The organism is Pseudomonas sp. ADAK2 TE3594, from assembly GCF_053628675.1.
This window is the reverse complement of the sequence record NZ_JBRJGV010000001.1, coordinates 252,103-278,290: the sequence shown is the minus strand read 5'-3', so window position 1 is coordinate 278,290 and position 26,188 is coordinate 252,103. Positions and strand designations below refer to the sequence as shown.

25 protein-coding genes are annotated in these 26,188 nt (G+C 59.2%); 16 read left to right on the top strand and 9 right to left on the bottom strand.

Annotated features, from left to right (window positions below; translation table 11 throughout):
- Positions 1-6 precede the first annotated feature (6 nt).
- The 5 genes from AB7M22_RS01220 (at position 7) to AB7M22_RS01200 (ending at position 5,136) form a co-directional block, all read left to right on the top strand.
- Positions 7-1,458: a mannose-1-phosphate guanylyltransferase/mannose-6-phosphate isomerase gene (locus AB7M22_RS01220; protein ID WP_454184968.1), complete on the top strand. Its 1,452-nt coding sequence runs from the start codon at positions 7-9 to the stop codon at positions 1,456-1,458.
- Positions 1,459-1,746: 288 nt separating this feature from the next.
- A complete protein-coding gene (locus AB7M22_RS01215) occupies positions 1,747-2,211 on the top strand; it encodes a multidrug transporter (RefSeq protein ID WP_454184967.1) in 465 nt (154 codons plus the stop codon).
- Between the two features lie 30 nt (positions 2,212-2,241).
- Positions 2,242-3,066 carry an SDR family oxidoreductase gene (locus AB7M22_RS01210; protein ID WP_454184966.1) on the top strand — a complete coding sequence of 275 codons (825 nt, stop codon included), beginning with the start codon at positions 2,242-2,244 and terminating at the stop codon, positions 3,064-3,066.
- A gap of 136 nt (positions 3,067-3,202) precedes the next feature.
- A complete protein-coding gene (locus tag AB7M22_RS01205) occupies positions 3,203-3,619 on the top strand; it encodes a DUF4440 domain-containing protein (protein ID WP_454184965.1) in 417 nt (138 codons plus the stop codon).
- Positions 3,620-3,849: 230 nt separating this feature from the next.
- A complete protein-coding gene (locus AB7M22_RS01200) occupies positions 3,850-5,136 on the top strand; it encodes a hypothetical protein (protein WP_454184964.1) in 1,287 nt (428 codons plus the stop codon).
- A gap of 55 nt (positions 5,137-5,191) precedes the next feature.
- Here AB7M22_RS01200 and AB7M22_RS01195 read toward each other — a convergent pair whose 3' ends face one another.
- From AB7M22_RS01195 to AB7M22_RS01180, 4 genes are all read right to left on the bottom strand, one after another.
- Entirely contained in the window at positions 5,192-6,055 is an 864-nt protein-coding gene (locus AB7M22_RS01195; RefSeq protein WP_454184963.1) for an efflux RND transporter periplasmic adaptor subunit, read from the bottom strand.
- Between the two features lie 24 nt (positions 6,056-6,079).
- The gene (locus AB7M22_RS01190) at positions 6,080-6,280 is read right to left on the bottom strand and encodes a DUF1656 domain-containing protein (protein WP_007896379.1); all 201 of its coding nucleotides are present in this window, start codon (positions 6,278-6,280) and stop codon (positions 6,080-6,082) included.
- Positions 6,270-8,474, bottom strand: a complete 2,205-nt coding sequence (locus tag AB7M22_RS01185) for an FUSC family protein (RefSeq protein ID WP_454184962.1) — start codon at positions 8,472-8,474, stop codon at positions 6,270-6,272. The genes AB7M22_RS01190 and AB7M22_RS01185 overlap by 11 nt, the downstream gene beginning before the upstream one ends.
- A gap of 139 nt (positions 8,475-8,613) precedes the next feature.
- Entirely contained in the window at positions 8,614-10,125 is a 1,512-nt protein-coding gene (locus AB7M22_RS01180; RefSeq protein ID WP_454184961.1) for an efflux transporter outer membrane subunit, read from the bottom strand.
- Positions 10,126-10,411: 286 nt separating this feature from the next.
- On the opposite strand from AB7M22_RS01180, the gene AB7M22_RS01175 reads away from it, so the two are divergent.
- On the top strand, positions 10,412-11,380 hold the full coding sequence (locus AB7M22_RS01175) for a LysR family transcriptional regulator (protein WP_454184960.1): 969 nt from the start codon (positions 10,412-10,414) through the stop codon (positions 11,378-11,380).
- A gap of 17 nt (positions 11,381-11,397) precedes the next feature.
- Here the strand turns inward: AB7M22_RS01175 and AB7M22_RS01170 are convergent, their stop codons facing one another.
- Complete coding sequence (locus tag AB7M22_RS01170; protein ID WP_454184959.1) at positions 11,398-12,186, bottom strand: hypothetical protein; 789 nt, start codon at positions 12,184-12,186, stop codon at positions 11,398-11,400.
- On the bottom strand, positions 12,183-12,458 hold the full coding sequence (locus AB7M22_RS01165) for a hypothetical protein (protein WP_454184958.1): 276 nt from the start codon (positions 12,456-12,458) through the stop codon (positions 12,183-12,185). The genes AB7M22_RS01170 and AB7M22_RS01165 overlap by 4 nt, the downstream gene beginning before the upstream one ends.
- Here AB7M22_RS01165 and AB7M22_RS01160 point away from each other — a divergent pair.
- The 4 genes from AB7M22_RS01160 (at position 12,445) to AB7M22_RS01145 (ending at position 15,293) form a co-directional block, all read left to right on the top strand.
- The gene (locus tag AB7M22_RS01160) at positions 12,445-12,681 is read left to right on the top strand and encodes a hypothetical protein (RefSeq protein ID WP_454184957.1); all 237 of its coding nucleotides are present in this window, start codon (positions 12,445-12,447) and stop codon (positions 12,679-12,681) included. The genes AB7M22_RS01165 and AB7M22_RS01160 overlap by 14 nt on opposite strands.
- 303 nt (positions 12,682-12,984) lie before the next feature.
- Positions 12,985-13,362, top strand: coding sequence for a DUF6124 family protein (locus AB7M22_RS01155; protein ID WP_008014486.1), 378 nt, complete (start codon positions 12,985-12,987; stop codon positions 13,360-13,362).
- 255 nt (positions 13,363-13,617) lie between these two features.
- Positions 13,618-14,592 (top strand): 2-hydroxyacid dehydrogenase, encoded by a 975-nt coding sequence (locus AB7M22_RS01150; RefSeq protein ID WP_008014487.1) that lies wholly within the window; start codon positions 13,618-13,620, stop codon positions 14,590-14,592.
- Positions 14,593-14,783: 191 nt separating this feature from the next.
- Positions 14,784-15,293 (top strand): DUF2165 family protein, encoded by a 510-nt coding sequence (locus AB7M22_RS01145; protein ID WP_454184956.1) that lies wholly within the window; start codon positions 14,784-14,786, stop codon positions 15,291-15,293.
- A gap of 27 nt (positions 15,294-15,320) precedes the next feature.
- On the opposite strand, the gene AB7M22_RS01140 is transcribed toward AB7M22_RS01145, so the two are convergent.
- The gene (locus AB7M22_RS01140; protein ID WP_454184955.1) at positions 15,321-16,223 is read right to left on the bottom strand and encodes a DMT family transporter; all 903 of its coding nucleotides are present in this window, start codon (positions 16,221-16,223) and stop codon (positions 15,321-15,323) included.
- 255 nt (positions 16,224-16,478) lie between these two features.
- Here AB7M22_RS01140 and AB7M22_RS01135 point away from each other — a divergent pair, with 255 nt between their 5' ends.
- The 4 genes from AB7M22_RS01135 to fecA all read left to right on the top strand — a co-directional run bounded on the left by AB7M22_RS01135 (position 16,479) and on the right by fecA (position 21,486).
- On the top strand, positions 16,479-17,396 hold the full coding sequence (locus AB7M22_RS01135; protein WP_454184954.1) for a helix-turn-helix domain-containing protein: 918 nt from the start codon (positions 16,479-16,481) through the stop codon (positions 17,394-17,396).
- A 136-nt stretch (positions 17,397-17,532) separates the two neighbouring features.
- Positions 17,533-18,021, top strand: a complete 489-nt coding sequence (locus AB7M22_RS01130; RefSeq protein WP_454184953.1) for a sigma-70 family RNA polymerase sigma factor — start codon at positions 17,533-17,535, stop codon at positions 18,019-18,021.
- Positions 18,018-18,956, top strand: coding sequence for a FecR domain-containing protein (locus AB7M22_RS01125; RefSeq protein WP_454184952.1), 939 nt, complete (start codon positions 18,018-18,020; stop codon positions 18,954-18,956). The genes AB7M22_RS01130 and AB7M22_RS01125 overlap by 4 nt, the downstream gene beginning before the upstream one ends.
- Before the next feature lie 196 nt (positions 18,957-19,152).
- On the top strand, positions 19,153-21,486 hold the full coding sequence (fecA, locus tag AB7M22_RS01120) for a TonB-dependent Fe(3+) dicitrate receptor FecA (protein WP_454184951.1): 2,334 nt from the start codon (positions 19,153-19,155) through the stop codon (positions 21,484-21,486).
- Between the two features lie 163 nt (positions 21,487-21,649).
- Here fecA and AB7M22_RS01115 read toward each other — a convergent pair whose 3' ends face one another.
- Together AB7M22_RS01115 and AB7M22_RS01110 are read right to left on the bottom strand one after the other, a co-directional pair.
- Positions 21,650-22,057: an HPF/RaiA family ribosome-associated protein gene (locus AB7M22_RS01115; protein WP_007903266.1), complete on the bottom strand. Its 408-nt coding sequence runs from the start codon at positions 22,055-22,057 to the stop codon at positions 21,650-21,652.
- A gap of 214 nt (positions 22,058-22,271) precedes the next feature.
- Positions 22,272-23,219: a LysR substrate-binding domain-containing protein gene (locus tag AB7M22_RS01110; RefSeq protein WP_454184950.1), complete on the bottom strand. Its 948-nt coding sequence runs from the start codon at positions 23,217-23,219 to the stop codon at positions 22,272-22,274.
- Between the two features lie 135 nt (positions 23,220-23,354).
- On the opposite strand from AB7M22_RS01110, the gene AB7M22_RS01105 reads away from it, so the two are divergent.
- Positions 23,355-24,731 (top strand): L-serine ammonia-lyase, encoded by a 1,377-nt coding sequence (locus tag AB7M22_RS01105; protein WP_454184949.1) that lies wholly within the window; start codon positions 23,355-23,357, stop codon positions 24,729-24,731.
- Between the two features lie 63 nt (positions 24,732-24,794).
- The gene (locus AB7M22_RS01100; RefSeq protein ID WP_454184948.1) at positions 24,795-26,096 is read left to right on the top strand and encodes a serine/threonine transporter; all 1,302 of its coding nucleotides are present in this window, start codon (positions 24,795-24,797) and stop codon (positions 26,094-26,096) included.
- Positions 26,097-26,188 lie beyond the last annotated feature (92 nt).

The following is a 26,188-nucleotide window of genomic DNA, read 5'->3' as shown; positions in this document are numbered from 1 at the left end:
AACAACATGATTCCGGTGATCTTGTCAGGTGGTAGCGGCTCACGTCTTTGGCCGCTTTCGCGCAAGCAATTCCCCAAGCAATTCCTCGCCCTGACCGGCGAACACACGCTGTTCCAGCAAACCCTGGAACGCCTGGTGTTCGAAGGCATGGACACCCCGATCGTGGTCTGCAACAAGGACCATCGCTTCATCGTCAACGAGCAACTGGGCGCCCGCAACCTGGACGTGCAGCGCGTCCTGATGGAACCCTTCGGCCGCAACACCGCGCCGGCTGTGGCCTTGACCGCGATGATGCTGGTCAATGAAGGTCGCGACGAGTTGATGCTGGTGCTGCCGGCCGACCACGTGCTGGAAGACCAGAAAGCCCTGCAACGCGCCCTGGCCCTAGCCACTGTGGCAGCCGAGCGTGGCGAGATGGTGCTGTTCGGCGTGCCGGCGACCAAACCGGAAACCGGTTACGGCTACATCAAATCCACCAACGATGCGCTGCTGCCGGAAGGCGTCAGCCGTGTCTCGCACTTCGTCGAAAAACCCGACGTGAAACGCGCCACCGAATTCGTCCAGTCCGGTGGTTACTTCTGGAACAGTGGCATGTTCCTGTTCCGCGCCAGCCGTTTCCTCGAAGAACTGAAAAAACACGATCCGGACATCTACGACACCTGCATGCTGACGCTGGAACGTAGCGCACAGGATGCCGACACCGTCGACATCGACGCCGCCACCTTCGCTTGCTGCCCGGACAACTCCATCGACTATTCGGTGATGGAAAAAACCCAGCGCGCCTGCGTGGTGCCGCTGACCGCAGGCTGGAGCGATGTCGGGTGCTGGTCGTCGCTGTGGGAAGTCAATGCAAAAGACGCCAACGGTAACGTCACCAAAGGCGACGTGGTCATCCAGGACAGCAAAAACTGCATGATCCACGGCAACGGCAAACTGGTGTCGGTGATCGGCCTGGAAAACATCGTGGTCGTCGAAACCAAGGACGCCATGATGATCGCCCACAAGGACAAGGTCCAAGGCGTGAAACAGATGGTCAACACCCTCAACGAGCTGGGCCGCAGCGAAACCCAGACGCACTGCGAAGTCTATCGTCCGTGGGGCTCCTACGACTCGGTCGACATGGGCGGCCGCTTCCAGGTCAAGCGCATCTCGGTCAAGCCGGGCGCGTGCCTGTCGCTGCAGATGCACCACCACCGCGCCGAACACTGGATCGTGGTCAGCGGCACTGCTGAAGTGACCTGCGACGAAAACGTGTTCTTGCTCACTGAGAACCAGTCGACCTACATCCCGATCGCCTCGGTTCACCGTCTGCGCAACCCGGGCAAGATTCCACTCGAGATCATCGAAGTGCAATCGGGCAGCTACCTGGGTGAAGACGATATCGAGCGGTTTGAAGATATCTACGGTCGCTCCACCCCGATCGAGCGCGGCGTGTCGGTGAAAACCATCGCGCAGTGATTGACCGGTAAAAATAAAAAGCCCCCGTCCAGCCCGCTGCGCTCCCTATCCGCAGTGGGTTGGGCGGGGGCTTTTTTGGGTTTTTTGTTGCCTCAACTGGCCTCATCGCGAGCAGGCTCGCTCCCACAGGGGATTTGCGTCGTTCACCGAATCAGAGTCCGAACTCGGTCAATGTGGGAGCGAGCCTGCTCGCGATGGGGCCTGACCAGCCGCCGCTGAATGAATGCCCATCGCCAATTCCACCTACGCTTAGGTAGGATGCTCTTTCCCTTCCCGAGGTTTCGCGTCATGTTCATCGGCGTCCTGCTGGTCATCACCTGGCTGATCCTGCTGCTGCGCTACCCGTCCAAGGCCGTGCCGGTGTCCATGGCAGCCGCCTTCGGATTGGGCCTGGTGGCGGTGTGGGTGTTCTGGCTGGACAACCGCGAGGTCAAGCAACTGGCGCGCCTTGAGCTGCGCATCACCTACGCGCCCGAGCACTGCCCGGCGGATCGCCCCTTGAAGCTGACGATGAACAACGGCAACGACGTGCCGCTGACCGAACTGCGCTGGCGCGTCGCTGCTTATGCACCGGGCGATACGGTCAATCTGGCTGACAATCAATACGCCGCGCCGCGTTATCGCGGCCCCGGCGAATTGCAGGCCGGCGGCAATTGGGAAGACTGCTTGCCAATGCCGCCCCTGCGTCCCGGTTATCGCCCGCAAACCCTGGAGTTTCGCGCCGAGCGTTTGCAGGGTAGTTTCTCCGACTGATCCCCCCTTTTTTTGCACAAGGACCGCGCCATGCCCGTTGCGTTGATTACCGGTTGCTCCAGCGGCATTGGCCGCGCCCTTGCCGACACCTTCAAAAGTGCCGGTTACGAAGTCTGGGCCAGCGCCCGCAAGGCTGAAGACGTAGCCGCTCTAACCGCCGCCGGGTTCACTGCCGTGCAACTGGACGTGAACGATGGCCCGGCCCTCGAACAGCTGAGCGAGCGGATCAATCAGCAACGCGGCGGCCTTGATGTGCTGATCAACAACGCCGGCTATGGCGCCATGGGCCCCCTGCTCGATGGCGGTGTGCCGGCCATGCAGCGGCAATTCGAAACCAACGTGTTTGCGATCGTTGGCGTGACTCGCGCAATGTTCCCCGTGCTGCGTCGCGCCAAGGGCCTGGTGGTGAACATCGGCAGCGTGTCCGGAGTTCTGGTCACGCCGTTTGCCGGTGCTTACTGTGCTTCGAAAGCCGCGGTGCATGCCTTGAGCGATGCGTTGCGTATGGAACTCGCGCCGTTCGGCGTGCGGGTCATGGAAGTTCAACCAGGGGCCATCGCCTCCAGCTTCGCCAAGAATGCCGGCCAAGAGGCTGAGCAACTGATCACCGAGCAGTCGCCATGGTGGCCGCTGCGTGAAGGCATTCGCGCGCGGGCCAAGGCGTCTCAGGACAAGCCGACGCCGGCCAGTGAATTTGCCGCCGGTTTATTGAAGGCCGTGCAGCAGAATAAACCGCCGCGCCTGGTGCGTTTGGGTAATGGCAGCCGGGCGTTGCCGTTGATGGCGGGGTTGTTACCCAAGGGGTTATTGGAGTCGGGGTTGATGAAGCGGTTCGGGTTGCGTGGGCAACTTTGAGACCGGGTTGACGCGTTCGCGGGCAAGCCTCGCTCCTACAGGTTATGCACCCATTTTGAGAGGGCGCTCATCCTGTAGGAGCGAGGCTTGCCCGCGAAGGCGTCGGAACAGACACCACAGAACTTCAGGAAACAGCATGACCGACTACACCGAATACTTTGACGAAGTGATCCAGGCTCACATAGCCATCGAACAATGGCTGGCCGAAGAACGAGACGAGTCCGAGCTTGAGCAATTGCTGACGCGTTTTTCACCGCAGTTTTCCATGGTCTCGCCATTGGGCCGGGTGCTGGATTTCGAGGCGTTGAACGAACTGTTTCTGCTGGCGGGCGGAAAGAAGCTCGGGTTCAGGATTGAGCTCAGCGAGTTGCGAGGTGTCGCGCTGTACGACGGTGGCGCAGTGGTGAGTTACCGCGAGCAGCAGACTGATGCGACGGGCCTGCACTCGGATCGGCGCTCGACCGTGGTGTTTGAAAAACAGGCGTCCGGTCAGGTGCTGTGGCGGCATTTGCACGAAACTTTAGTTACCCATGGTGCACGCTCTGCCGCTTGAGCAAAATTCCAGCCATCCTCGCTACCTGTTAAATCTGACAGTAGACACCCGTCGCATGAGCAGACCAGACTCATTCGGCGGTGTTCGTCTCCATGAAGTCCCTTTGCCCATCAGTCTGTGGACGACCGGTGCGGTGATGTCGATGGAATACCCAACAACTGTTTTCAACCTTGAACGCGTTGGGCGCCACCATGACTCATCCCACCAAATGGACTTCACTGGACAAAAAAATGAATACAGTCAACCGTCAACATGCCGGAGACAGCGATTATAGCTTTGGCGACAAAGGAAAGATCTCGCTCTCAAATCTACCTGATATCGATGGCACGGATCGTCACGTCAAAGGCCTTTGCATACTGGGCTCGGGCAAAATCATCGTCGGCGCCGTCGTGTCCCATGACGACGATCCTGACACCTTGTACAACTCGGCCTATTACGGGCTGGCACGCCTGAATGAAGACGGAAGCCTTGATACAACATTCGCGGACCAAGGCTTCAGATACGGAAAATTCAAAGCGCCTTTTGACGCATCAGGCGGGAAGATACTGCAGCGGGACTCAAAGATTTACATGCTGGGCTGGACTCATTTGGACGCAGACTCCGGCGAGCCCCCACCACACTTGGTAGTTTGCCGATTCACGGAACAGGGCGATCTGGACAAAGACTTCGCAGTGCAAGGCAGGCAGATTTTCCGAAACCGAACGGGTGAAGTATTCGTGCCCGACTCCAGTAACTGCGCTTTCCAGGGCGACAAAATTGTCATCAGCGCGACCTACCGTTCTTCGGGAAGCGAAAAAACCCATGGCGTCCTGTATCGATTGAACCTAAAAGGCCAGTTGGACACCAGTTTCAACAAAACCGGTCGCCTTGATATCAGACTCAATGACACTGACCGTGCGATAGCACTTCATGCCGTGCATATCCAGAATGGTGAGAAAATCCTGTTAGCCGGAAGTGTTAAACAAACCGATGGCATGAAGGGGTTCTTTGCTCGCCTCAATAGTAACGGCAGCATTGACAAGAAATTCGGCGCTTCCGCAACACCAGGTTCCTACGTGTTGAATGTCAAGGAAGGAGAAACCGTTGTACAAGGTCTGATTCAGACAACGAATAACGGTTTCATTGGCTTCGGTAATTGTGGGCGCTCCGGGAAGTTCATGAAGGGGCTGCTGATTAGAATGATGGCTGACGGTGTTCCGGATCATCTGTTCAACTTGGGTAAACCTGTCCTGACTGTGTTTGACGAACAGACCGGGGACAACTGGCAGGCTGGTTTTCTGGATGCAGCGGAGAGGATAAATGTCGTCGGCAGTTACAAAAAACTGCATATCGCCCGCTTCCTGAGCAATGGCACTGTTGATAAAGACTTCGGCAACCATGGATACATCGAAGAAGACACGCCGATCTCGGCTGAACCTGCGCTTCTACAGCTCCGAAGTAAATCGCGGTTTATTTTTGCCGGCAATACCGGCGGAATCGGTGGTGGACTTGGCGTGTTGTGGGCGTACCTGAGCTGAAGTTCAAAAACCGACACCCGCCTTCACCGAGGTGAGGGCGAGTCCGGTTCGCAGCTTACAAATCGCTTGCCTGCTTCACCACCACCGTACACGTAATCCCCGCCGCCAACAGCACCCCGTCCGGCACTTCATCAATGTGAATCCGCACCGGCACCCGTTGCGCCAGCCGCACCCAGTTAAACGTCGGGTTCACATCCGCAATCAGTTCACGACTTTGCGGGTTATCACGGTCGTAGATGCCGCGCGAAATACTCTCCACGTGCCCCTTGAGCACTTCGCCGCTCATCAACTGCATGTCAGCCTTATCGCCGACCCGCACGTGGGGCAATTTGGTTTCTTCGAAGAAGCCGTAGACCCAGAACGAGTTCATGTCGACCACGGCCATTTTCGCTTCGCCGATGCGTGCGTAGTCGCCGCGATGGACGTTGAGGTTGGTGACGTAGCCGTCCACTGCCGCACGCACTTCGGTGCGTTTGAGGTTCAGTTCGGCAGCTTCCAGCTGTGCCTGGGCGTGCTGGTAATCGGCCAGGGCCGAGTCGGCGATGTTGCTGGCGTCGTCTCGGTTTTCCCTGGAGATCACCAGGTTGTCGAGGTCGGCGCGGCGATGGGCGTTGACCTTGCGCATCTCCCACGTGGCTTTGCGCGAGGCCACCAGCGACTGCGCCTGTTTCACCGCGATGCGGTAATGTTCGGGGTCGATGCGCATCAGCAAATCGCCCTTTTTCACTAGCTGGTTGTCGCGCACCGGCACGTCCACCACTTCACCGGTAACGTCGGCGGCGACGTTGATGATGTCGGCGCGCACCCGGCCGTCGCGGGTCCAGGGTGTGTTCATGTAATGCATCCACAGGGTCCGGCCGATCCACAGGGCAAGGGCCAACACCAGCAGGGTCGCGAGCAGGCTGAAAAGCTTTTTCATCAGGGCATTCTCAGTGGTAGAGAGTCAACGGTAAACAGTCAGCGCAAGGGCGCCGAACAGACAAGTAAACAGGCTCAGGCGCAGCAGCGCCGGGTGCCAGAAAAAGCGGTACAGATCGAACCCGGACAGGAACCGATCCAGCGCCCAGGCCAGCGCCGCGGCAATGAAAAACATCAGGGTCATGGTCGGCATGTACACGCCGTGGAAGGCAATTTCACGAGGCATGTTCAAGTCCTTGGGGCTTGGTGATGGCACTAGCTTTTATGTAGCCGGCGAGTGGCGATTGCGGATCGAGCAGCGAGGTACGGATGAAGTGCAGGTAGCTCTTCACCCGGCGCAAGGCGGAGGTGTCGAAGTGCGGCGCGAAGGGTTCGTCGGTGGCCTGCACGCGGCTGATCGCGTGGTCGACCGCGACCAGGGCACGCTCCAGATTGCTCTGGCCGGGTTGCAGAAACAGTCGCACCAGCGAACGCCCCATCACCCGGATTGACTGACGCCACGGTTGGAATTCGGCATAGGCCGGGTGCACCGGCAGAATCGCCTGTTCCTTGCGCAACTCGATGATCGCGTGGCCGACTTCCAGCACCACGAACATCCAGTGCAGCAAATCCCGTTGCACCTGCGGCTGCCCCGCTGCCAGACCGTAAGCCTGATGCAAAAGATCGCGGGTGCGACTTTCGAAACTCGACGCCAGGCCCTTGAGTTTGCCGCTGATGGCATACACCACTTGCCCGCGCAAATCCTGCTCCAGCCGCCGCCACAACCAGCGGCTGTTGGGCGGCAGAATGATCGCCCCGGCCGCCGCACACACCAGCATGCCCATGATCATGGCGATGTAGTCGTTGATGAAGGCGTAAGGGTTGTAAACCGTGAGGTTGTCCGGCACCGAACCGGTGCTGAAGAAGATCAGCAATCCCAGGCCAACACCGGCGTATTGCGGCCGCGAGGTCAGGAACGACCCGAGCACAATCACCGGTGCGAGCATCACGCAGAGCAACGGAAAACCGTCGATCAAGGGGAAGATGAAAAACATCTCGACGAAGCCGATCAGCGCCCCGAGCAACGTCCCGCAGGCCATCTGAAACGCCATGCGCTTGGGGTTCGGTGTCGCCGCTGAAAGGCCGACAGTAGCGGCAGCGATCAGGGTCATGGTCGCCCCGCTCGGCCACGCGGTGGCCACCCAATAACTGCCGAGCACCACGAGGATGAACGCTGCGCGAATGCCCGACGCCGCCGAGGCCAGCCAGTTGGTTTGCGGGGTGAAGGGCTCGTCCCAGCGTTCACGTTCGTGGCTGTGATCGGCCAGCGACGCGTGGGTCTGTGCATAACTGTGCAGGTCGTCGACGAAGCGATAAAGCAGCTCGTAGGCAGTGTGAAAATCCAGCTGCTCGGCGGCGCTCGGATCACTCTCCTGAAAGGTCGCCCGCAGGCTGCGGACCCGCGCCGGCAAGTTTTCCTTATAGGTCGCCAAAGCGCTGGCCAGGCGTGCAGCGTCGGGGCTGGTCAAGGCGCGACCGCTGAAACCGTCGAGCACTTCGGCCAGATCCTGCAACCCCGGTTTGATCGCCGCGACAACGTGATCGGTGCCGCTGCTGCGCAGGCGTTCGAGCAACTGATGAAGGGCATTGAAGCGCGTGGTAATACCCATGAACTCGCTGTTCAAGCGACTGAGCCGCCCGTTGCGCCGACGCATGTGCGGGTCTTCGAACACCGTGACGCTGCGCAAGCCTTCCAGCCCGACCGCCTCGGCGATGAAGCGCACATTGTCAGCTTCGAAAGCTTCGCGCCGACTGCGACCGCGCAAGCCATCGGTGACGAACAGCGCGAACACGCCGAAGCGCTGATACAAGGCATTGCGCATCGCGGCGCTGGCGGTTTGCGGCAGGATCGCGGCGCTGACCAGCGTCGAGCAGAGAATCCCCAGGGAGATTTCCAATACGCGCCAGACCGCTGCCATGAACGCGCCGTCGGGGTGAGCCAATGCAGGCAGCCCGACCATCGCCGCCGTATAACCGGCGAGCACAAATCCGTAGGCGCGGAAGTTGCGATAACGCGCCGCACCAGCCGAGCAGAGGCCGACCCAGATCGCTAGCGAGCCGAGGAACAGTTCAGTGTTCTGCGCAAACAAGGCAATCAACGCGACCATCACCGCCGACCCGGCCAAGGTGCCGAGAAAGCGATAGAAGCTCTTGGCGAATACCTGGCCGCTTTGCGGTTGCATGACGATGAACACGGTGATCATCGCGGTGCGCGGTTGCGGCAACTCAAGGCGCATGGCCAGCCACAGGGTCAGGAACGCCGCGAACAGCACCTTGAAAATGTACACCCAGGTCACGCCGTCGCTGCGTGCCCAGTCGAAGAAACCCCGGCGCCATTCAAGGGAATACAGCCAGCGCAAAGGTGCGGGCATGGGAGTCATGGGATTTTGCTCATTGAGATTCGGTTAAGACACAGAACCTGTGGGAGCGGGCTTGCCCGCGATGGCGGTGTGTCAGGCGCCATCAATGTCGGATGTGATGACGCCATCGCGGGCAAGCCCGCTCCCACAGGGTTTGTGTTCAATTCGAGAGGCTGTTAAGAAGGGCCGGGGTTTTCGGTGCATCAGTCTGGCTGTCTTCCGGCACGTCGTTGCCCGCCCCAAGTCCGCCACCAAGCGCCGTCACCAGCTCGGCATGAGCGCTCAACCGTGCAGCCTGAACCTGCTGCTGCACTTGCTGCTGCTTGAACAACAAGGTCTGCGCATTGAGTACGTTGAGGTAATCGGTGAGCCCACGCTGATACGCGATCATCGCGATGTCGTAGGTCTTCTGCGCCGTGGCCACCGACTCGGTGGCGAAAACCTGTTGCTTGTCCATCGACTCACGACGAATCAACTGGTCGGAGATGTTCTTCAACGCATTGACCAGCGTCTGGTTGTACCTGGCCACGGCGATGTCGTAACCGGCGGCGGCTTCGCCCAGTTCCGAACGCAAGCGCCCACCGTCGAAGATCGGCAACGAAATCGCCGGGCCGACGCTGTAGTTGAGCTTCTTGCCGGTCAAAAACTCCAGCGCCCCACCGCCGGTGGCCATGTAGCCGAGGCTGCCGACCAGATCGACGTTGGGGTAGAAGCCCGCGTGAGCCACATCGATACCTCGCGCCTGCGCTGCCACTTGCCAGCGACTGGCGACCACGTCCGGGCGTTGACCGAGCAGTTGCGCCGGCAAAGACGACGGCAACTTCAGCGCCGCGCCCAACGATAGCGTCGGCCGTTGCAACTGCGCGCCCTCCCCCGGCCCCTTACCGGCCAGCGCGGCGAGTTGGTTGCGGCTGAGGGCAATTTCCTCGTCCAGTGCATCGATTTGCCGATGGGTTTCCGGCAATGGTGTTTCGGCCTGGCTGACGTCGAAATGCGTGCCGATGCCGCCGTCCAGACGTTTCTGTGCCAGGTCGAGAATTTGCTGTTGCTGTTTCAAGGTCGCAACGACGATGTCCCGTTGCGCGTAATGCAACGAGAGCTCGATGTAGGCGCGTACGATGTTGTTCTGCAATTCGAGCTGGGCCTGCCGCGCCTCGGCGGCGCTCATGTGGGCCATGTCCACGGCGCGTTCGGTGGCGTTGCTTTCGCGCCCCCAGAGGTCAAGGGCATAGCTGAAACCCAGCGCGGCGTTGTTGTCCCAAGTGGAGGTATTGGCCAACTCGCCGGGGCCGTAGAACTGATCGGTGGGCCAGTTGTGACGCTTGAGGGTGGATTGGCCATTGATCTGCAACGACTCGGCAGACTCCGCAACGCCGGCCATGGACCGCGCCTGTCGCACTCGCGCGGCGGCCATGGCCATGCTCGGGCTGCCTTGCAGGGCGAGGTCGATCCAGCGGTTCAGTTGCGGGTCGCCGTAGGCTTGCCACCATTGGGCGGTGGGCCAGTGAGCGTCTTGTGCGGCACTCTGAATGGCGTCGTCGGTGGCCAATGCATTGGCTTGCAGCGCCTTGCCCTGTGGGGCAATACCGCCAGTTCCGATGCAGCCGCTTATTGCCAGGGTTAAAGCCAAAACACTGAGCGTCTTGAGCGCTCTGTTGATGCGACGCGGCACTGCTGCAAATTCCTGAAATAGGGGGAGATCCTGTAGGAGCGAGGCTTGCCCGCGAAGGCGTCTTATCAAGCGCCAGCCATGGTGCCTGTGAGGACGCCTTCGCGGGCAAGCCTCGCTCCTACAGGGGACCGGCGCAATTCTAGGGGTGGGCCTTGTTGGCGATAAGCCGGGATTCTTGTGAATCTTTGTTACCGTTAACGCGATAATCCCTTGGTCGCGCCTTTAGTCGTCTGTAAAGAATCAGCAACTTCGTGTCACAATTTGCCATTCGCCAAGAGAGCCCCCCATGGACACTTTGCAAAACATGCGCGCCTTCAGCTGCGTGGCCGAGGCCGGCAGCTTCACCGCCGCCGCCGTGCAACTCGACACCACCACGGCCAACATCTCGCGCGCGGTCTCCAACCTGGAAGCCCACCTGCAAACCCGTCTGCTCAACCGCACCACCCGCCGCATCGCCCTGACCGAGGCCGGCAAGCGCTATTTATTGCGTTGCGAGCAGATCCTGGCCTACGTCGAAGAAGCTGAAGCCGAGGCCAGCGACGCCCACGCGCGCCCGGCCGGACAACTCAAGGTGCACACCATGACCGGCATCGGTCAGCACTTCGTGATCGACGCCATCGCCCGCTACCGCAAAACCCACCCGGACGTGACCTTCGACCTGACCATGGCCAACCGCGTGCCGGACCTGCTCGACGAGGGCTACGACGTGTCCATCGTGCTCGCCAGCGAACTGCCCGACTCGGGCTTCGTCTCCCAGCGATTGGGCATTACCTACAGCATCGTTTGCGCATCGCCTGCCTATGTGAAAGCCAACGGCTGCGCGCACAAGCCCAGCGACCTGCTCAACCACGCCTGCCTGCGCCTGGTGAGCCCGGTCATCCCGCTGGAAAAATGGACCTTCGACGGCCCTGAAGGCCAGGAAATGGTCACCATTAACAGCTCGCCGTTTTTGGTGAATTCCGCTGATGCAATGAAGACTGCGATCACCAGCGGCATGGGGGTTGGGGTATTGCCGGTGTATGCGGCGATTGAAGGGCTGCGCAACGGCACGCTGGTGCGGGTGATGCCGAACTACCGTTCGCAGGAACTGAATCTGTATGCGATTTATCCGTCGCGGCAGTATCTGGATGCGAAGATCAAGACGTGGGTCGAGTACTTGCGTGGGTCATTGCCGGAGATATTGGCAGCGCATCAGGCGGAATTGGCGGCGTATGAATTGAGTGGGAGTTTGGGTGGGGTTCGGGTGGCGAATTGAGGTGTGTGGACTGCGGGTTAGCCCAGCAGTCCAGCGTACGTTCCGCAGAGCCAATACGCACAAAGGCCAACAATTGAATAGGCAAACATCAGATTGGGAATGACGACCCAGCGTCGTAGGTGTAAAGGGAAGTGCTTTATTTCATCGATACAATGCGGGTCGCTTCTCAGCAGGAATGCATCATCCTCACGAAGCATGGTCGAGAGATGAGTCAAGCGGTAATGACGCCCGTACAGACCATCACCCATGACCCGACGGTTGCGACCAACGAAGTAAGAGTCGTTGAGATGACATTCGAGTTCTTCGAGTTTAAAAAAACAGATGTACACACGCAGCAGCGAAACGATAAAAACCAGGGCGAAAAAGCCGATCAGGACGGATGTGTAGAGTAGTTTCAGGTCACTCATCGGGTTTGAAATTGTCGTACGCAAAGACACAAAACCACTCCAAAGCAACAGTAGTCCAGCGCTGACGACCGCAATCCGCATCAGTTTTTTTGGAACTTCAGCCCATTTTCTCAGACGCTCCGGCAAGATTTCAGCCTCCATAAACGCATACGGGTCCAACATCTGATGTTGATAGAAACTGCCCGTCAAAGCGCCAATCAACCTAAGTCTGTTCATCCGTCCAAACGGGCCGTCACCCGCCGTGTTTCGATTGATACTCACCAAATGAGACGCGTTGAAGTGACCTTCAATTTGGTCGAGTTTGAAGTAGGCACCCAATAATAAGAGGGTCTGGCTGAGCAAAATCATCAGAAAAACAAGTACCCAACCAATCAAATGCACATTTGCAGCGCCACTCATGGTTGTGTGAACTCATATATTTTTTCACCTATTTCTCCGCCAATTTCTGAGCCTTTGGTTCCCGTCGCACTGGCGACAGCACCCGACACCAACAGCGCACAAACGATTCCACCAACACCCAATGTCTCCACACCTATTGCCGCGCACTGATTGGCGGTCTGCATGTAGTTGGGATAGTTCAGGGCCTGGCGCAGGTCGGCGACGGCTTGATGGCTGTCTAGCACCTGGCCGTGTTGGCCGGCGAGTTGGTTTTGGGGGATGAGTCTGGTCACGCTCGTGTCCCGCTCCTTGGAAATGGGAGACTTTGGCGAGTGGACTCAAGGGGGGATGCCGGGCGAATCGTTTTTGCGTGTAGGGGAAGTCCGAGTTTTCATGATGGCGACACTGTGGGTGCTGCCGAAGGGCTGCAATCTTTCGATCTTTACGTCATTGATAGCGCCGGAAGATCAAAAGATCGCAGCCTTCGGCAGCTCCTACAGACGGGGTGATTTTTGAGGATGTTTCCCACAGGTTTTGACGGTTGTCCGTCGGAAGTGGGGTGGATAGGCTTTGTGGGTCGCTGCCGAATCAGCGATCAGGTCTGGAAAACCTGGCGAACACTTACCACGCCCCATGGCATACTGCGGCGCTTTTTTCTGCACGCAATTCCTTGTTATGGCGGCTGTGCGCGGGAGACCTTCGGGTCTGCCGGGTTTTGGTGGATGTTCCGGTTTTTCCAGTCCGCGCGCAGCTGCCACCCTTTCGTCTGGAAAACGAAAGATGGCAGTTCAACTTCATCTGCCAATGAGTAACTTCCGCATGATCAAAGAAACACCGAACCCTCCGGAAACCGACGACGTTTCCCCTTACGAATCCCTCGATTCAAAAAAGCTCCACGAAGCCGCTAACCGCGCGCTCGATCACTACCTCAATCCAGCCGCCCTCAAATCCCCCGTGGCTCGCAAGCCAAGCACGATGTATATGCTCGCACCGGCGATCAAAGACGAAGACCTGTTGGCCCACACCTGTGAGTCGTTGGCCCAGGCCAGTGTGATGGCCAGCAATTTTGCGACCTATCTGGAAGGCCCGCATCGGAATACGGCCATGGCGATTCAGCAGATCGTCATGCTGGCCGAGCTGGCGGTGAACCGGATGCTGGATAATCTCAACGTACCAAAACCCGCGCCACACAGCTGACCCTTGTAGGAGCGAGGCTTGCCCGCGAAGGCGTTGTGACATTCACCATTGATGTCGCCTGACACACCGCCATCGCGAGCAGGCTCGCTCCCACAATTGGATCGGTGTACATCTGTGGGAAATTGGTCGGCAGTCAGGCAGCCTTCGCGGGCAAGCCTCGCTCCTACAGTTTTGCCGGCAATCCGAGCGCTCGCATAATGTCCGGGAAGAATGTTAGCGTGCTTGGCATTCTCCAAGCCCGACGAGCCGCCTCCAATGAAAAAAACCGTCCTCGCCTTCAGCCGTATCACCCCACCGATGATCGAACGTCTGCAACAAGACTTCGACGTGATCGTGCCGAACCCGAAAAACGGCGACATCAACGCCCAATTCAATGAAGCCCTGCCCCACGCCCATGGCCTGATTGGCGTCGGCCGCAAACTCGGTCGCGCGCAACTGGAAAATGCCGAAAAACTTGAAGTGGTCTCCAGCGTCTCGGTCGGCTACGACAACTACGACCTCGCCTACTTCAACGAACGCGGGATCATGCTCACCAACACCCCCGACGTCCTCACCGAAAGCACCGCCGACCTGGCCTTCGCCTTGCTCATGAGCAGCGCCCGCCGCGTCGCCGAACTGGATGCCTGGACCAAGGCCGGCCAATGGCAAGCCACCGTCGGCGCGCCGTTGTTCGGTAGCGATGTACATGGCAAAACCTTAGGGATTGTCGGCATGGGCAATATCGGCGCGGCCATCGCCCGTCGTGGGCGGCTGGGCTTCAATATGCCGATTATCTACAGCGGCAACAGCCGCAAGACTGAGCTGGAACAGGAGCTCGGTGCGCAGTTCCGCAGCCTCGACCAATTGCTGGCCGAAGCCGATTTCGTCTGCCTGGTGGTGCCGCTCAGCGAAAAAACCAGGCACCTGATCAGCCACCGTGAACTGGCGCTGATGAAACCGAGCGCCATTCTGGTGAACATCGCCCGCGGTCCTGTAGTAGATGAACCAGCGCTGATCGAGGCGCTGCAAAACAACCGGATTCGCGGCGCCGGCCTGGACGTCTACGAGAAAGAACCGCTGGCCGAATCGCCCTTGTTCCAACTGAAAAACGCCGTGACCTTGCCGCACATCGGCTCGGCGACCCACGAAACCCGTGAAGCCATGGCCAACCGGGCCTTGGCCAACTTGCGCAGTGCCCTGTTGGGTGAGCGGCCGCAAGATCTGGTAAACCCACAAGTGTGGAAAGGCTGACTAAATAAGGGCAGGCGGTTAAAACGCCTGCCCGCGATGTTTCCCGGTACCCCAACCAAACTATAAATAATAAATCGCGTACAAATATCACACACTTTGAAATTCAGTCATTCGCCAAAAAACCAGTCAGCACTATAGACTCTCCTTACTTACCCGGCCGTGACGGGAACCCACCAAGGAGCACAACTATCTTGCACCCTCTAAACACCGACCAAATCATCAGAATCAGCAAAACAGCCCTTATGTTTTTTGTGAGCCTGTTTGGTTTGCTCATGATGTATAGCAACTTCACCGACTATGCTACCAACTACGAATACGTCGGGCACGTCCTGAGCATGGACACCACTCGAGAGAACCTTAAATATAGTAATCGGGCCATCACCTCCCCCATGCTCCATCACCGAATCTACTGGATCATCATCACGCTTGAAGTCATTTACACCGTCTTTTGCCTCATGGGCACTTATCAACTACTGAAAAATGTAAACAAAGACGCAGACTTATTTCATGAGGCAAAAAAATTCGCACTCCTCGGATTGCTTATCGCCATTTTCATTTATTACGTAGGTCTGCAAGTTGTCGGCGTTGAGTGGTTCAATATGGACCTTTCGGAAACATGGAACTATAAGGACTGGGCGCGACATATCGTCGATTTCATATTTCCACTGCTGATCTATATTGCAATTCGGACTGAGCGCTGAACGTGATCCGAACCGATCTTCAGCACGTCAGGCCAACTTGCCGTTACCTTGCATCACCGGGGCCTTGGGTTTACGGAACACCAGCACATTACCCAACATCACCAGCACCAGCCCCACCAGCGCCGGCGCCGTCCATTGATAGCCTTCGACAAACGCCGACACATTCAGCGCCACCACCGGAAAGAGTACGGTGCAATACGCCGCCCGCTCCGGCCCCATGCGCCCGACCAGCGTCAGGTAGGCGGTGAAGCCGATCACCGAGCCGGGAATCACCAGGTACAGCAACGATCCGATGTAGCGGGCATTCCATTCCATGTCGAACGGGATGCCTTTGACCAGGCACCACACCGTCAACATCGCCGCGCCGTAAGCCATGCCCCAGGCATTGGTGGTCAGGGGTTTCAGGCCAGCCCTCTGTTGCAGACTCGACAGCATGTTGCCGGCCGAGAAGCACAAGGTGCCGAGCAACGCCAGACCCAACCCGAGCAAGGTTTGCGGGCTGGCGGTATGACCGGCCAGCTCCGGCCAGAACAGCAGGCCAAGCCCGAGCAAGCCCAACGTGCCGCCCATCAGCACGTTACGGGCAATTTTCTGGCCGAAGAACACCCGCGCATTGAAGGCGTTCCACAAGGTGGCGGTGGAAAACACCACGGCGACCAGACCGCTGGGGATCCATTGGCTGGCGGTGAGGAAGCACATGAAATTGATGCAGAACAGGCACAGGCCCTGAGCCAGGCAAATCAGATGCCCGCGACGGTTCATCACTTGCAGGCGCCGGCTAAGCAGCAACATCACGAACAGCACCAGCGCGGCGAGACCGAACCGATAGACGATCGACACCGGAATCGCCACCACGCCCAGTTGCCATTTCAAGGCGATCCAGGTGGTGCCCCAGATCAGCACGGTCAGCAGATACAACGAAAGGTTCATGGTGAAGACTCCTGAATAGGCCCTCAGTGTCGGGCGCGAAACACTTTTGCACTTGCATAAACTTGCGCTTTTGTCAGCCGGCGGGCTGGCAGGTCAACGTCTACGGAGTAGGATGCAAGGCGTTGGAGAGAACCGATCATGGCCGCACAAGTGTCCTGTCTCGCAAATACGTTCCTTTTTGACGAGGGGCTGTTGCCGTCAGGCAAGGCGCCGCGACGAGTCATAGCCCGCTATGGCGAGGAGCGGCAACGCAGCATGGCGGAAACAGACACCGTCAAAAGGGAACCGTATTTGCGAGACAGGACACTCGATACCCTGCAAGTCTTTCAAGCGCTTAACCGCTCGCCCAATGCTCGCCTGGAGCACAGCGCCGAGCTCGGTGACGGCATGGCTGCAGCTTTGTGGAACAACCATCACGACGCCCAGGACTACGAAGCGCCGAGCCATCACACCCTGTCGTGCTATATCGCCGGCGGCACCGGCACCTTTCGCCGCGACCAGCCCGGCACCAAGGGTGGCCCGGACAAGCTGTGCATCCTGCCGGCCGACCATCAGTCAGGCTGGGTGATCAATGGCGATATTCGCCTGGCCCACCTGTATTTCAGCCCCGAACAATTTGCCCTTGGCTGCGTCACGCTGCTCGATCGCGAACCGCGGGAATTGCAGTTGCGCGAGCGCACGTTCCTCGAAGACCCGCCGCAAGCCCGGCGCTTTCGGCAGTTGATCACTCTCAACTGGGATGAACCCGGCGAACGCCTTCTCACCAGCAGCCTGGCCCACGAAATGCTCAGCCATACCCTGCTCAGCCAGGTCGGCGTGCGTGAAGGCTTGCGCCTCAAGGGTGGGTTGGCAGCGCATCAACGGCGACAGTTGGTGGAGTTCATCGACCATCAATTGGCGGAAGCGATCAGCCTTGGGCAGCTGGCTGCATTGTGTGCGTTGTCGGAATACCACTTTGCGCGAATGTTTCGTGTGAGCTTCGGTTTGCCACCGCATCAGTATGTGTTGGCTCGGCGACTGGGCCGCGCGCGGGAGTTGTTGCGCGCAACGTCGCAGCCGTTGGGGGAGATTGCCTTGGCGTGCGGGTTTGCCAGTGCGAGTCATTTCACCAATCGGTTTCGGCAGGCTTTGGGCGGGACGCCGGGGGAATATCGGCAGGCGTTCTTGCGCTAGCGCTGCAATCCAGTGGATTTTCGGTGCCTGTACAGCCGCCTTCGGCGAGGAGCCGATTGCCGGATGCAGGTCTCGCCCCTACAATGCGAACAATTCTTGTTCTCTAACGTATCGAAATGCGTCTGGAGCGGTTCCGTTGTCGTCAGCCACTACCGTCGAAGTCCTTTATCACGCCCATCACAACTGGCTCACCGGTTGGCTGCGGCGCAAACTCGGCTGCCCTGACAGCGCCGCGGACCTGGCCCAGGACACGTTCATGCGGGTGCTGACGGCACGGGAAACAGCGCCGATCATCGAGCCACGGGCATTCCTCACCACCATCGCCAAGCGCGTGCTATTCAATCATTACCGCCGTCAGGATCTGGAGCGCGCCTATCTCGATGCGCTGGCGCAGATGCCGGAAATCGTCGCGCCGTCGGAGGAGGATCGGGCGATCATCCTGCAAACGCTGATGGAACTCGACCAGTTGCTCGACGGTTTGCCGTGCCTGGTCAAGCGCGCCTTTTTGCTGGCTCAGCTCGATGGTTTGACTTATCCACAGATCGCCACTGAACTCGGCATTTCCATTGCCACCGTCAAACGGCACCTGAACAAAGCGGCGATGCGCTGCTACTTCGCACTATGAACAGCCCTGCGGATTTCTCCTCTCAAGTGGCTGAGCAGGCCGTACGCTGGTGGATGGAAATCCAGCAAGGGCCGTTGAACCCGCGGCAGCAAATCGCCTGGCAGCAATGGCTCGACGCCCATGGCGAACATCGACGGGCCTGGGAGCATATTCAGCGAGTCAATCAACGCTTGCGCGGTTTGTCTTCACCGCTGGCCCATGCAGCCCTCAACGCACCGAAATCCGCCGGCCGTCGTCAGGCATTGAAGCTGTTGCTGATTCTCGGCGCGGGTTCCGCAGTCACCTGGAACATGCGCGAGCACAATCCGCTGGCGCCATTGCTGGCCGACTACCGCAGCCCGATCGGCCAGCGACGTAAAGTGCCGCTCGGCGATGGCAGCCAAGTACAACTCAACACCGCCAGTTCGGTCGATGTGCGAGTCGACGGTCAGCAGCGGCTGATCCGCTTGCTCGAAGGCGAGATGCTGCTGACCGCCGCCCAAGCGTTTCAAGTACAGACCGCACAAGGCTTGTTGAAAACCCAAGGTGGGCGGCTGAACGTGCGGCAGTTTTCCGATCGCACTCAGGTGGCGGTGTTCGAAGGCAGCGTCGAATTGACGCCCGATGGCGGCGCACCGCTGATGCTGCAAGCCGCCCGGCAGTTGACCTTCGGCGCACGCGGCATCAGCGCTCCCCTGCCACTGGACGCCAACAGCGGCGCCTGGGCCGACGGCATGCTGGTGGCCGCGCACATGCGCCTGGGGGATTTCCTCGATGAACTCGGTCGCTATCGCCGTGGGCAACTCAATTGCGCGACGGATGTTGCCGATCTGCTGATCTCCGGGACTTATCCACTGGACGACAGCGAGCGGATTCTTGATCTGCTGGAAATAAGTTTGCCGGTGAAGGTGAGGCGTTTTACCCGGTATTGGGTGACGGTTGAGGCACGCGCGTAAATGATCGTTCCCATGCTCTGCGTGGGAATGCAGCCCGTGACGCTCCGCGTCACTTCCAGAGCCGAACGCGGAGCGTCCGTTGAGGCATTCCCACGCAGAGCGTGGGAACGATCTTCAAAAACATGAGCCGTTTTTCAGATCTGGCGTGACAGAGAAGGAAAGCCCCCTTGATTCAACCTTCTCAGGATCGCCCTCCATGCAACCCACCCGTCTCACACCTATGGCTCGAACCTTGCGCCGGCTCTTGCTGGGCGCCAGCCTGAGCTTCGGCGCACTGCCCCTGGCGCAGGCCACCGACACCAAGCCATACCACATCGCACCGTCCTCGCTGGAGAGCGCACTCAACCAGTTCGGCCGTGAAGCCGGCGTTCTGATCTCCTTTGGCTCGCAAGTCACCAGCGGTGTGCAGAGCCGCGGCCTGGAAGGCAACTACACCCCTTCGCAAGGCTTGAACGCGTTGCTCGAAGGCACCGGCTTGCAAGCCCGCGCCGAGGGTAACAATGCCTTCAGTCTGCAACCGGCGGGTGATGCGACGCTGGAGCTGGACACCTCGAAAGTGGTCGGCGACTGGCTCGGCGATGCGGCGCAAACCAACGTCTTCGAACACCCCGGCGCTCGCGATGTAATCCGTCGCGAAGAATTCGAGCGCCAAGGCGCGACTCAGGCCAGGGACGTGCTCAACCGCATCCCGGGGGTCAACGCGCCAGACAACAACGGCACCGGCAGCCATGACATGGCACTGAACTTCGGCATTCGCGGGCTCAACCCTCGGCTGGCTTCACGCTCCACGGTATTGATGGACGGCATTCCGGTGCCCTTCGCACCTTATGGTCAACCGCAGCTCTCGTTTGCGCCGATCAGCATGGGCAACATGGACGCGGTCGACGTGGTGCGCGGCGGCGGTGCGGTGCGTTACGGGCCGCAGAACGTCGGCGGTGTGGTCAACTTCGTGACTCGCGCCATTCCCGATGAGCCGACGGTCAAGGGCGGCTTCCAGACCGAAACCAGTCCATCGTCCAGCCACGACGGCTTCAAAACCACCGGCAATTTGCTGGCCGGCGGTACGGCCGATAACGGTTTGGGCGGCGCGATTCTGTACTCGGGCACCCGCGGCGGTGACTGGCGCGAACACAGCGACACCGAAATCGATGACCTGATCCTCAAGGGCAAATACCAGCTCGACGAGGCCAACAGCTTCAACGCGATGGCCCAATACTACGAAGGCAAGGCGGACATGCCCGGCGGGCTGAACGTCGCCGATTACGACGCTGACCCGTACCAGTCGACCCGCCCGAAAGACCAGTTCTGGGGCCGCCGCACAATGTTCAACTTCGGCTATCGCTATCAGGAAGATCGCCGCGAGTTCACCGCCAATACCTTCTTCACCAAGACCCTGCGCAGCGGTTATCTGGACCAAGGCACGTTCCTCTCGCTGTCGCCACGCGAGTATTGGGTACGTGGCCTGGAAACCCGTTTCGCCCAAGGCTTCGATCTCGGCCAGACCAGCCATGAAGTCGGTGTCGGCTATCGCTACATCAACGAGGCCGGCCATGAACTGCGCTACCGCACGCCGATCGCCAGCAACGAATACCCGACCACCAACAGCCGCAACGACCGCGACACTCGGGGCGGCACCGAGGCCAACGCGTTCTTCCTCGACGACCGGATCGATATCGGCAAGTGGACGATTACGCCGGGCATCCGCTACGAAATGATCGAATCGCAGCAGACCAACAACCTGACCAACGTGAAGTACAAGGGTGACTACAACACCGCCCTGCCGGCGCTGAACGTGCTCTATCACCTGACCGACAGCTGGAACCTCTATGCCAACACCGAAGGCTCATTCGGCAGCGTGCAGTACAGCCAGATGCCTAACCGGGTGACCAGCGGCGAAGTCAAACCGGAGAAGGCGCGCACCTGGGAGCTGGGTACCCGTTACGACAAGGGCGCGTTGCGCGCCGAGATTGGTGCGTTCCTGATCAACTTCGACAACCAATACGAAAGTAATCAGACCAATGACTCGGTGATCGCCCGGGGCGAAACACGTCATCAAGGCATCGAAACCAGCATCAACTACGCCCTCGATGACTTGAGCCCGGCACTGGCCGGTTTCGATGTGTACGCGACTTACGCTTATGTTGACGCGACCATCCGCGAAGACGGGCCGAACAAGGGTAATCGTGTGCCGTTCTCCTCCAAACACAAAGGCACGGTCGGCGTCGGTTATACCGAAGGCGCGTGGAAACTGAACCTGGACAGCAGCTACCAGAGTGACCAGTTCGCTGACAACGCCAACACCTCGGCCGAGAGCGCCGATGGCAGCACCGGCAGGATTCCGGGGTACATGCTGTTCAGCAGCCGCGCGGCGTATGACTTCGGGCCGAAGTTGTCGGACTTGAATGTGGCGGTGGGGGTGAAGAACATCTTCAACCACCAGTACTTCACCCGCTCGTTCGATGACAACAACAAGGGCAAGTACGTGGGGGAACCGCGGACGGTGTATGTGCAGACTTCAGTCGCGTTTTGATTCCCTGTGGCGAGGGGGCTTGCCCCCTCGCCACAGAAGCCCCCTCGCCACAGGTTCCATGGAACCACAGGGGCCGGCGAGTACCAGAAACAAGAACGGGCCTGCAATGCAGGCCCGTTTTTCAGGTGGAGAGAAAGTGGGAAGGTAAAAAGTGAATCAGGCCTCAGCCGTTTTGTGCAGCCTGTTCGTTCTCGAGAAACTCGTCTTCCAGCAGCGCATCGGCAACAGGCCTTTCGAACGGCACCACAGCGGCACGTGGTTTGCCCCGCAGTTTACCGAACAGATGCTCAAGCGCATGTTCGAGTTTTTCGGCCGCACCGTCGATCGCCAGTTCCAGGTTAGCGGCTTTATGGGTGACAGAAATCGGTTGGTGGCCTTTTGGCCGCGCTTCCAGCTGGCAGCGCATATCGTGGGGACCGGGCTTGTCGCCGTTCTCATCCCGCAGGTGGACCTCGACGCGGGTCAGGTCCTCTTCATAACGTTCGAGCGTGCTCTCAATGGTAGTTCGTACCCACTCCTCCAGTCGGATGCTGCTTTGAATATGGTTATCGCTATTGACTTGGATTTGCATAGTTCCATCCCTTATTTCAGCTAGCTCGCGAGAGGCCCTTCGGCTGGCCCTTGGGCTTCATCACCGTGACCTCTTGGTTACACAATCGGTGTGTGCGCAGAACATTTCAACCCCTAAAAAAAGATAAATATTGATTCGCAAAAAAAGCCGGACAACAGGCAAAAGCGCTGTTAAGGTCGGGAGTTGGGTCGCCTCGCTCTTTTGTCATAATTGCTCACATCTGCTGCTCCGCCAGCGGATGCAGACTGCGAAATATCCCCGCCTCCTCCACCAGCCAGTCATGCACCGCGCGTACGCCCGGATGGCTCAGCGCGCCCGGCGCATAGAGCAGCACGTAACGCTTGTGATTAGGCACCGCCAGGCCAAACGGCACGATCAACGTTCCGCGCTCCAGCTCATCGTTGAGCAGCGTTCGCCGCGCAATCGCCACGCCCATCCCGGCAATCGCCGCTTCGATGGTCAGGTGATTGCGATTAAAGGTGTGCCCGCGCCGTACATCCGCGCCTTCGAAGCCGATGGCGTTTAGATAAAACTCCCATTCCGCATACTCGTAGCTGCCCCGCCAGGCGGTGATGTCGTGCAGCAACGGAAAATGCACCAGGTCTGCCGGGCCATGCAGCGGCGGCCTTCCACGCAACAGGCTCGGGGCACATACCGGAAAGATCTGCTCGTCGAGCAAGGCTGTGGATAACAATCCGGGATAACTGCCGTCATTGAGATCAATGGCCAGGTCGAACTCGCCTTCGTGCAGTGGAATGCTGCTGTCTTCAGCCACCAGCCGTAACTGGATATCCGGGAACCGCTGCTGCAAACGCGGCAACCTGGGGGTCAGCCATTTGCTCAGGAACGATGGAATCGAGCGCAACCGCAAAATCCCGCTGATCATTCCCGCATCCAGTCGGCGCAATTCCGCATCGATGCTGCCGTAGGCTTCGTTGACGGTGATAGCCAATCGCTGGCCTTCGGCGCTCAATTCCACGCCCCGGGCGCGACGGTGGAAAAGTCGAAACCCCAGCCGCTCTTCCAGTTGGCGAATTTGCTGACTGACCGCCCCCGGCGTGATGTGCAGTTCTTCGGCGCAACGGGTGAAGGACAAGTGCCGCGCGGCACACGAAAACACGTGCAGCCAGACGTAGGTCTGGGCGTGCAATTGGCGACTCATCGTTTAGTCCTGCTAAAGGCTGTCTTAGGAAGTTTCGTTGGTCACGTAGGACCGAGGTTGGCAGTATCGCCCACCTTGCGCTTGGCCTACAAAAATGGCGGCGATTTCTCTTCCATTGCTTGTATAGGCTTTAGCATGGCTATCAGTGTTTTCGATCTCTTCAAAGTCGGCATCGGTCCGTCCAGTTCCCATACCGTCGGCCCGATGCGCGCCGCCGCGACCTTCGCCCAGGCACTGATTGACCAACATTTACTGGCCGACGTACGGCGGGTAGAAATCCGACTTTACGGCTCCCTTTCGGCCACCGGCGTTGGTCACGCGACCGACCGTGCCTGCGTCATGGGCCTGATGGGCGAATGGCCAGACAGCATTGATCCGACCAGCATCGACAGCCGAATCCAACAACTGCGCGAGACCGGCGAACTGAGTCTGGCCGGCAAATCGACCATTGCCTTCAACTGGCAGCGCGATCTCCTGCTGCTCGACGAAAGCCTGCCCTACCACCCCAACGCCATGTCCCTGACAGCCTTCGGCGCAACCGGTGAGCTGTTCGAGCAGACGTACTACTCGGTGGGGGGTGGTTTCATCATCGAAGCGGCCGAAGCCGAGTCCGGCATTGCTCCTTCCAGCGACGTAGTGCTGCCGTACGATTTTTCCAGCGCCGCCGAATTGCTCAAGCTCTGCAACCAGCACGGTTTAAGGGTTTCGGAGCTGATGATGGCTAACGAACGGGCCTGGCGCAGCGACGCCGAGATCCGCCAGGGATTGCTGCATATCTGGTCGGTGATGCGCGAATGTGTCGAGCAAGGTTTGCGTCACGAAGGCATCCTGCCCGGCGGTCTGAATGTTCCGCGCCGCGCCGCGAAATTGCACCGTAGCCTGCTGGAAATCGGCAAACCGAATGTCATCAGCTCCACTCTGTCAGCCATGGAGTGGGTCAACCTGTTCGCCCTCGCCGTGAACGAAGAAAACGCGGCTGGCGGACGCATGGTCACCGCGCCTACAAACGGGGCGGCGGGGATCATTCCCGCCGTGCTGCACTACTACATGAAATTCAACCCGGACGCGTCGGACGATGACGTCGTCGCGTTCTTTTTGGGCGCTGCCGCTGTAGGCATTCTCTGCAAGAAAAACGCCTCGATCTCTGGCGCCGAAGTCGGCTGCCAGGGCGAAGTCGGTTCCGCCTGCGCCATGGCCGCCGCCGGCCTGGCCGACATACTCGGAGCGACTCCCGAGCAACTTGAAAACGCCGCCGAAATCGGCCTGGAACACAACCTCGGCCTGACCTGCGACCCCGTCGGCGGTCTGGTGCAGGTGCCGTGCATCGAGCGCAATGCAATTGCTGCCGTGAAGGCGATCAACGCCACGCAAATGGCCCTGCGCGGCGACGGCAAACACTTCATCTCCCTGGACCGGGTGATTCGCACGATGCGCGATACCGGCGCCGACATGCACGACAAATACAAAGAAACTTCACGGGGCGGCCTGGCGGTGAGCTGGGTGGAGTGCTGAGGAGTACTCCCTGACCGTCCGCAACACGTGAGCCCGAGCAAGAATAATAACGAGGCGAAAACGATGACCGAAATACGTACACCTGCTGCCGATAATCCTGCTGTAGACCTGACACGCAATAGCGAAATAACCCACAAAGGCTGGAGCAAACACGACACCACCTGGATGCTTGGCCTCTATGGCACGGCGATTGGTGCCGGCACGTTGTTCCTGCCGATCAACGCCGGTGTCGGAGGTTTCTGGCCGCTGCTGCTCCTGGCGATACTGGCCTTTCCGATGACCTTCTTCGCCCACCGTGGCCTGACGCGCTTCGTGTTGTCCGGCCGTTCCGGGGACATCACCGAAGTGGTGGAAGAACACTTCGGTATCGGTGCCGGCAAGCTGATCACGCTCCTGTATTTCTTCGCGATCTTCCCGATTTTGCTGGTGTACAGCGTGGCGCTGACCAACACCCTGAGCAGCCTCATGGAGCACCAGTTGCACATGACGCCGCCGCCTCGGGCGATTCTGTCGCTGGGGCTGATTCTCGGCTTGATGGCGATCGTGCGTTGCGGTCAGGGCGTCATCGTCAAATGCATGAGCGTGCTGGTTTACCCGTTCGTCGCGGCGTTGCTGCTGCTCGGCGTCAGCCTGATCCCGAACTGGAACGGCGCGTTCTTCGCTACCGCCAGCGAAGGCATGCCCCTGCCGCTGTTCTTCAAGACCTTGTGGCTGGCGATTCCGGTGATGGTGTTCTCGTTCAACCATTCGCCGATCATCTCCGCCTTCGCCGTCGATCAGAAACAGCGTTACGGCGAGCAAGCCGAACGCAAAAGCAGCGGCATTCTCGCAATCGCTCACGCGATGATGGTCGTCACGGTGATGTTCTTCTGCTTCAGCTGCGTGCTGGCGTTGTCCCCAGCTGATTTGGCCGCTGCGAAGGCGCAGAACATTTCGATCCTGTCGTACCTGGCCAACCACTTCCAGACACCGGTCATCGCTTACGCCGCGCCGTTGATTGCGCTGGTGGCGATCACCAAATCCTTCCTCGGCCATTACATCGGCGCCAGCGAAGGCTTTCAGGGCCTGATCGTGAAAAGCCTGCGTGGCCGTGGTCGCGTCATGTCCGCCAGTTGGCTGAACCGCATCACTGCGCTGTTCATGATCCTCAGCTGCTGGGCCGTGGCGACTTTCAACCCGAGCATCCTGGGCATGATCGAAACCCTCGGCGGACCGATCATCGCGTGCCTGTTGTTCCTGATGCCGATGTACGCCATCCGTCGCGTGCCGGCCTTGCGCCAGTACTCGAATCAGGCCTCGAACGTGTTCGTGGTGTTGATCGGTTTGATTGCACTGTCTGCGATCATCTATTCATTCATGCCCTGAAACGGGCAGGCAAAAAGAAGGCGGGCCACAGTGCCCGCCATTTTTTTGCCGTATCCATTGTCCGACAGTTTTTCCGGCATGCCCCTTGCTGT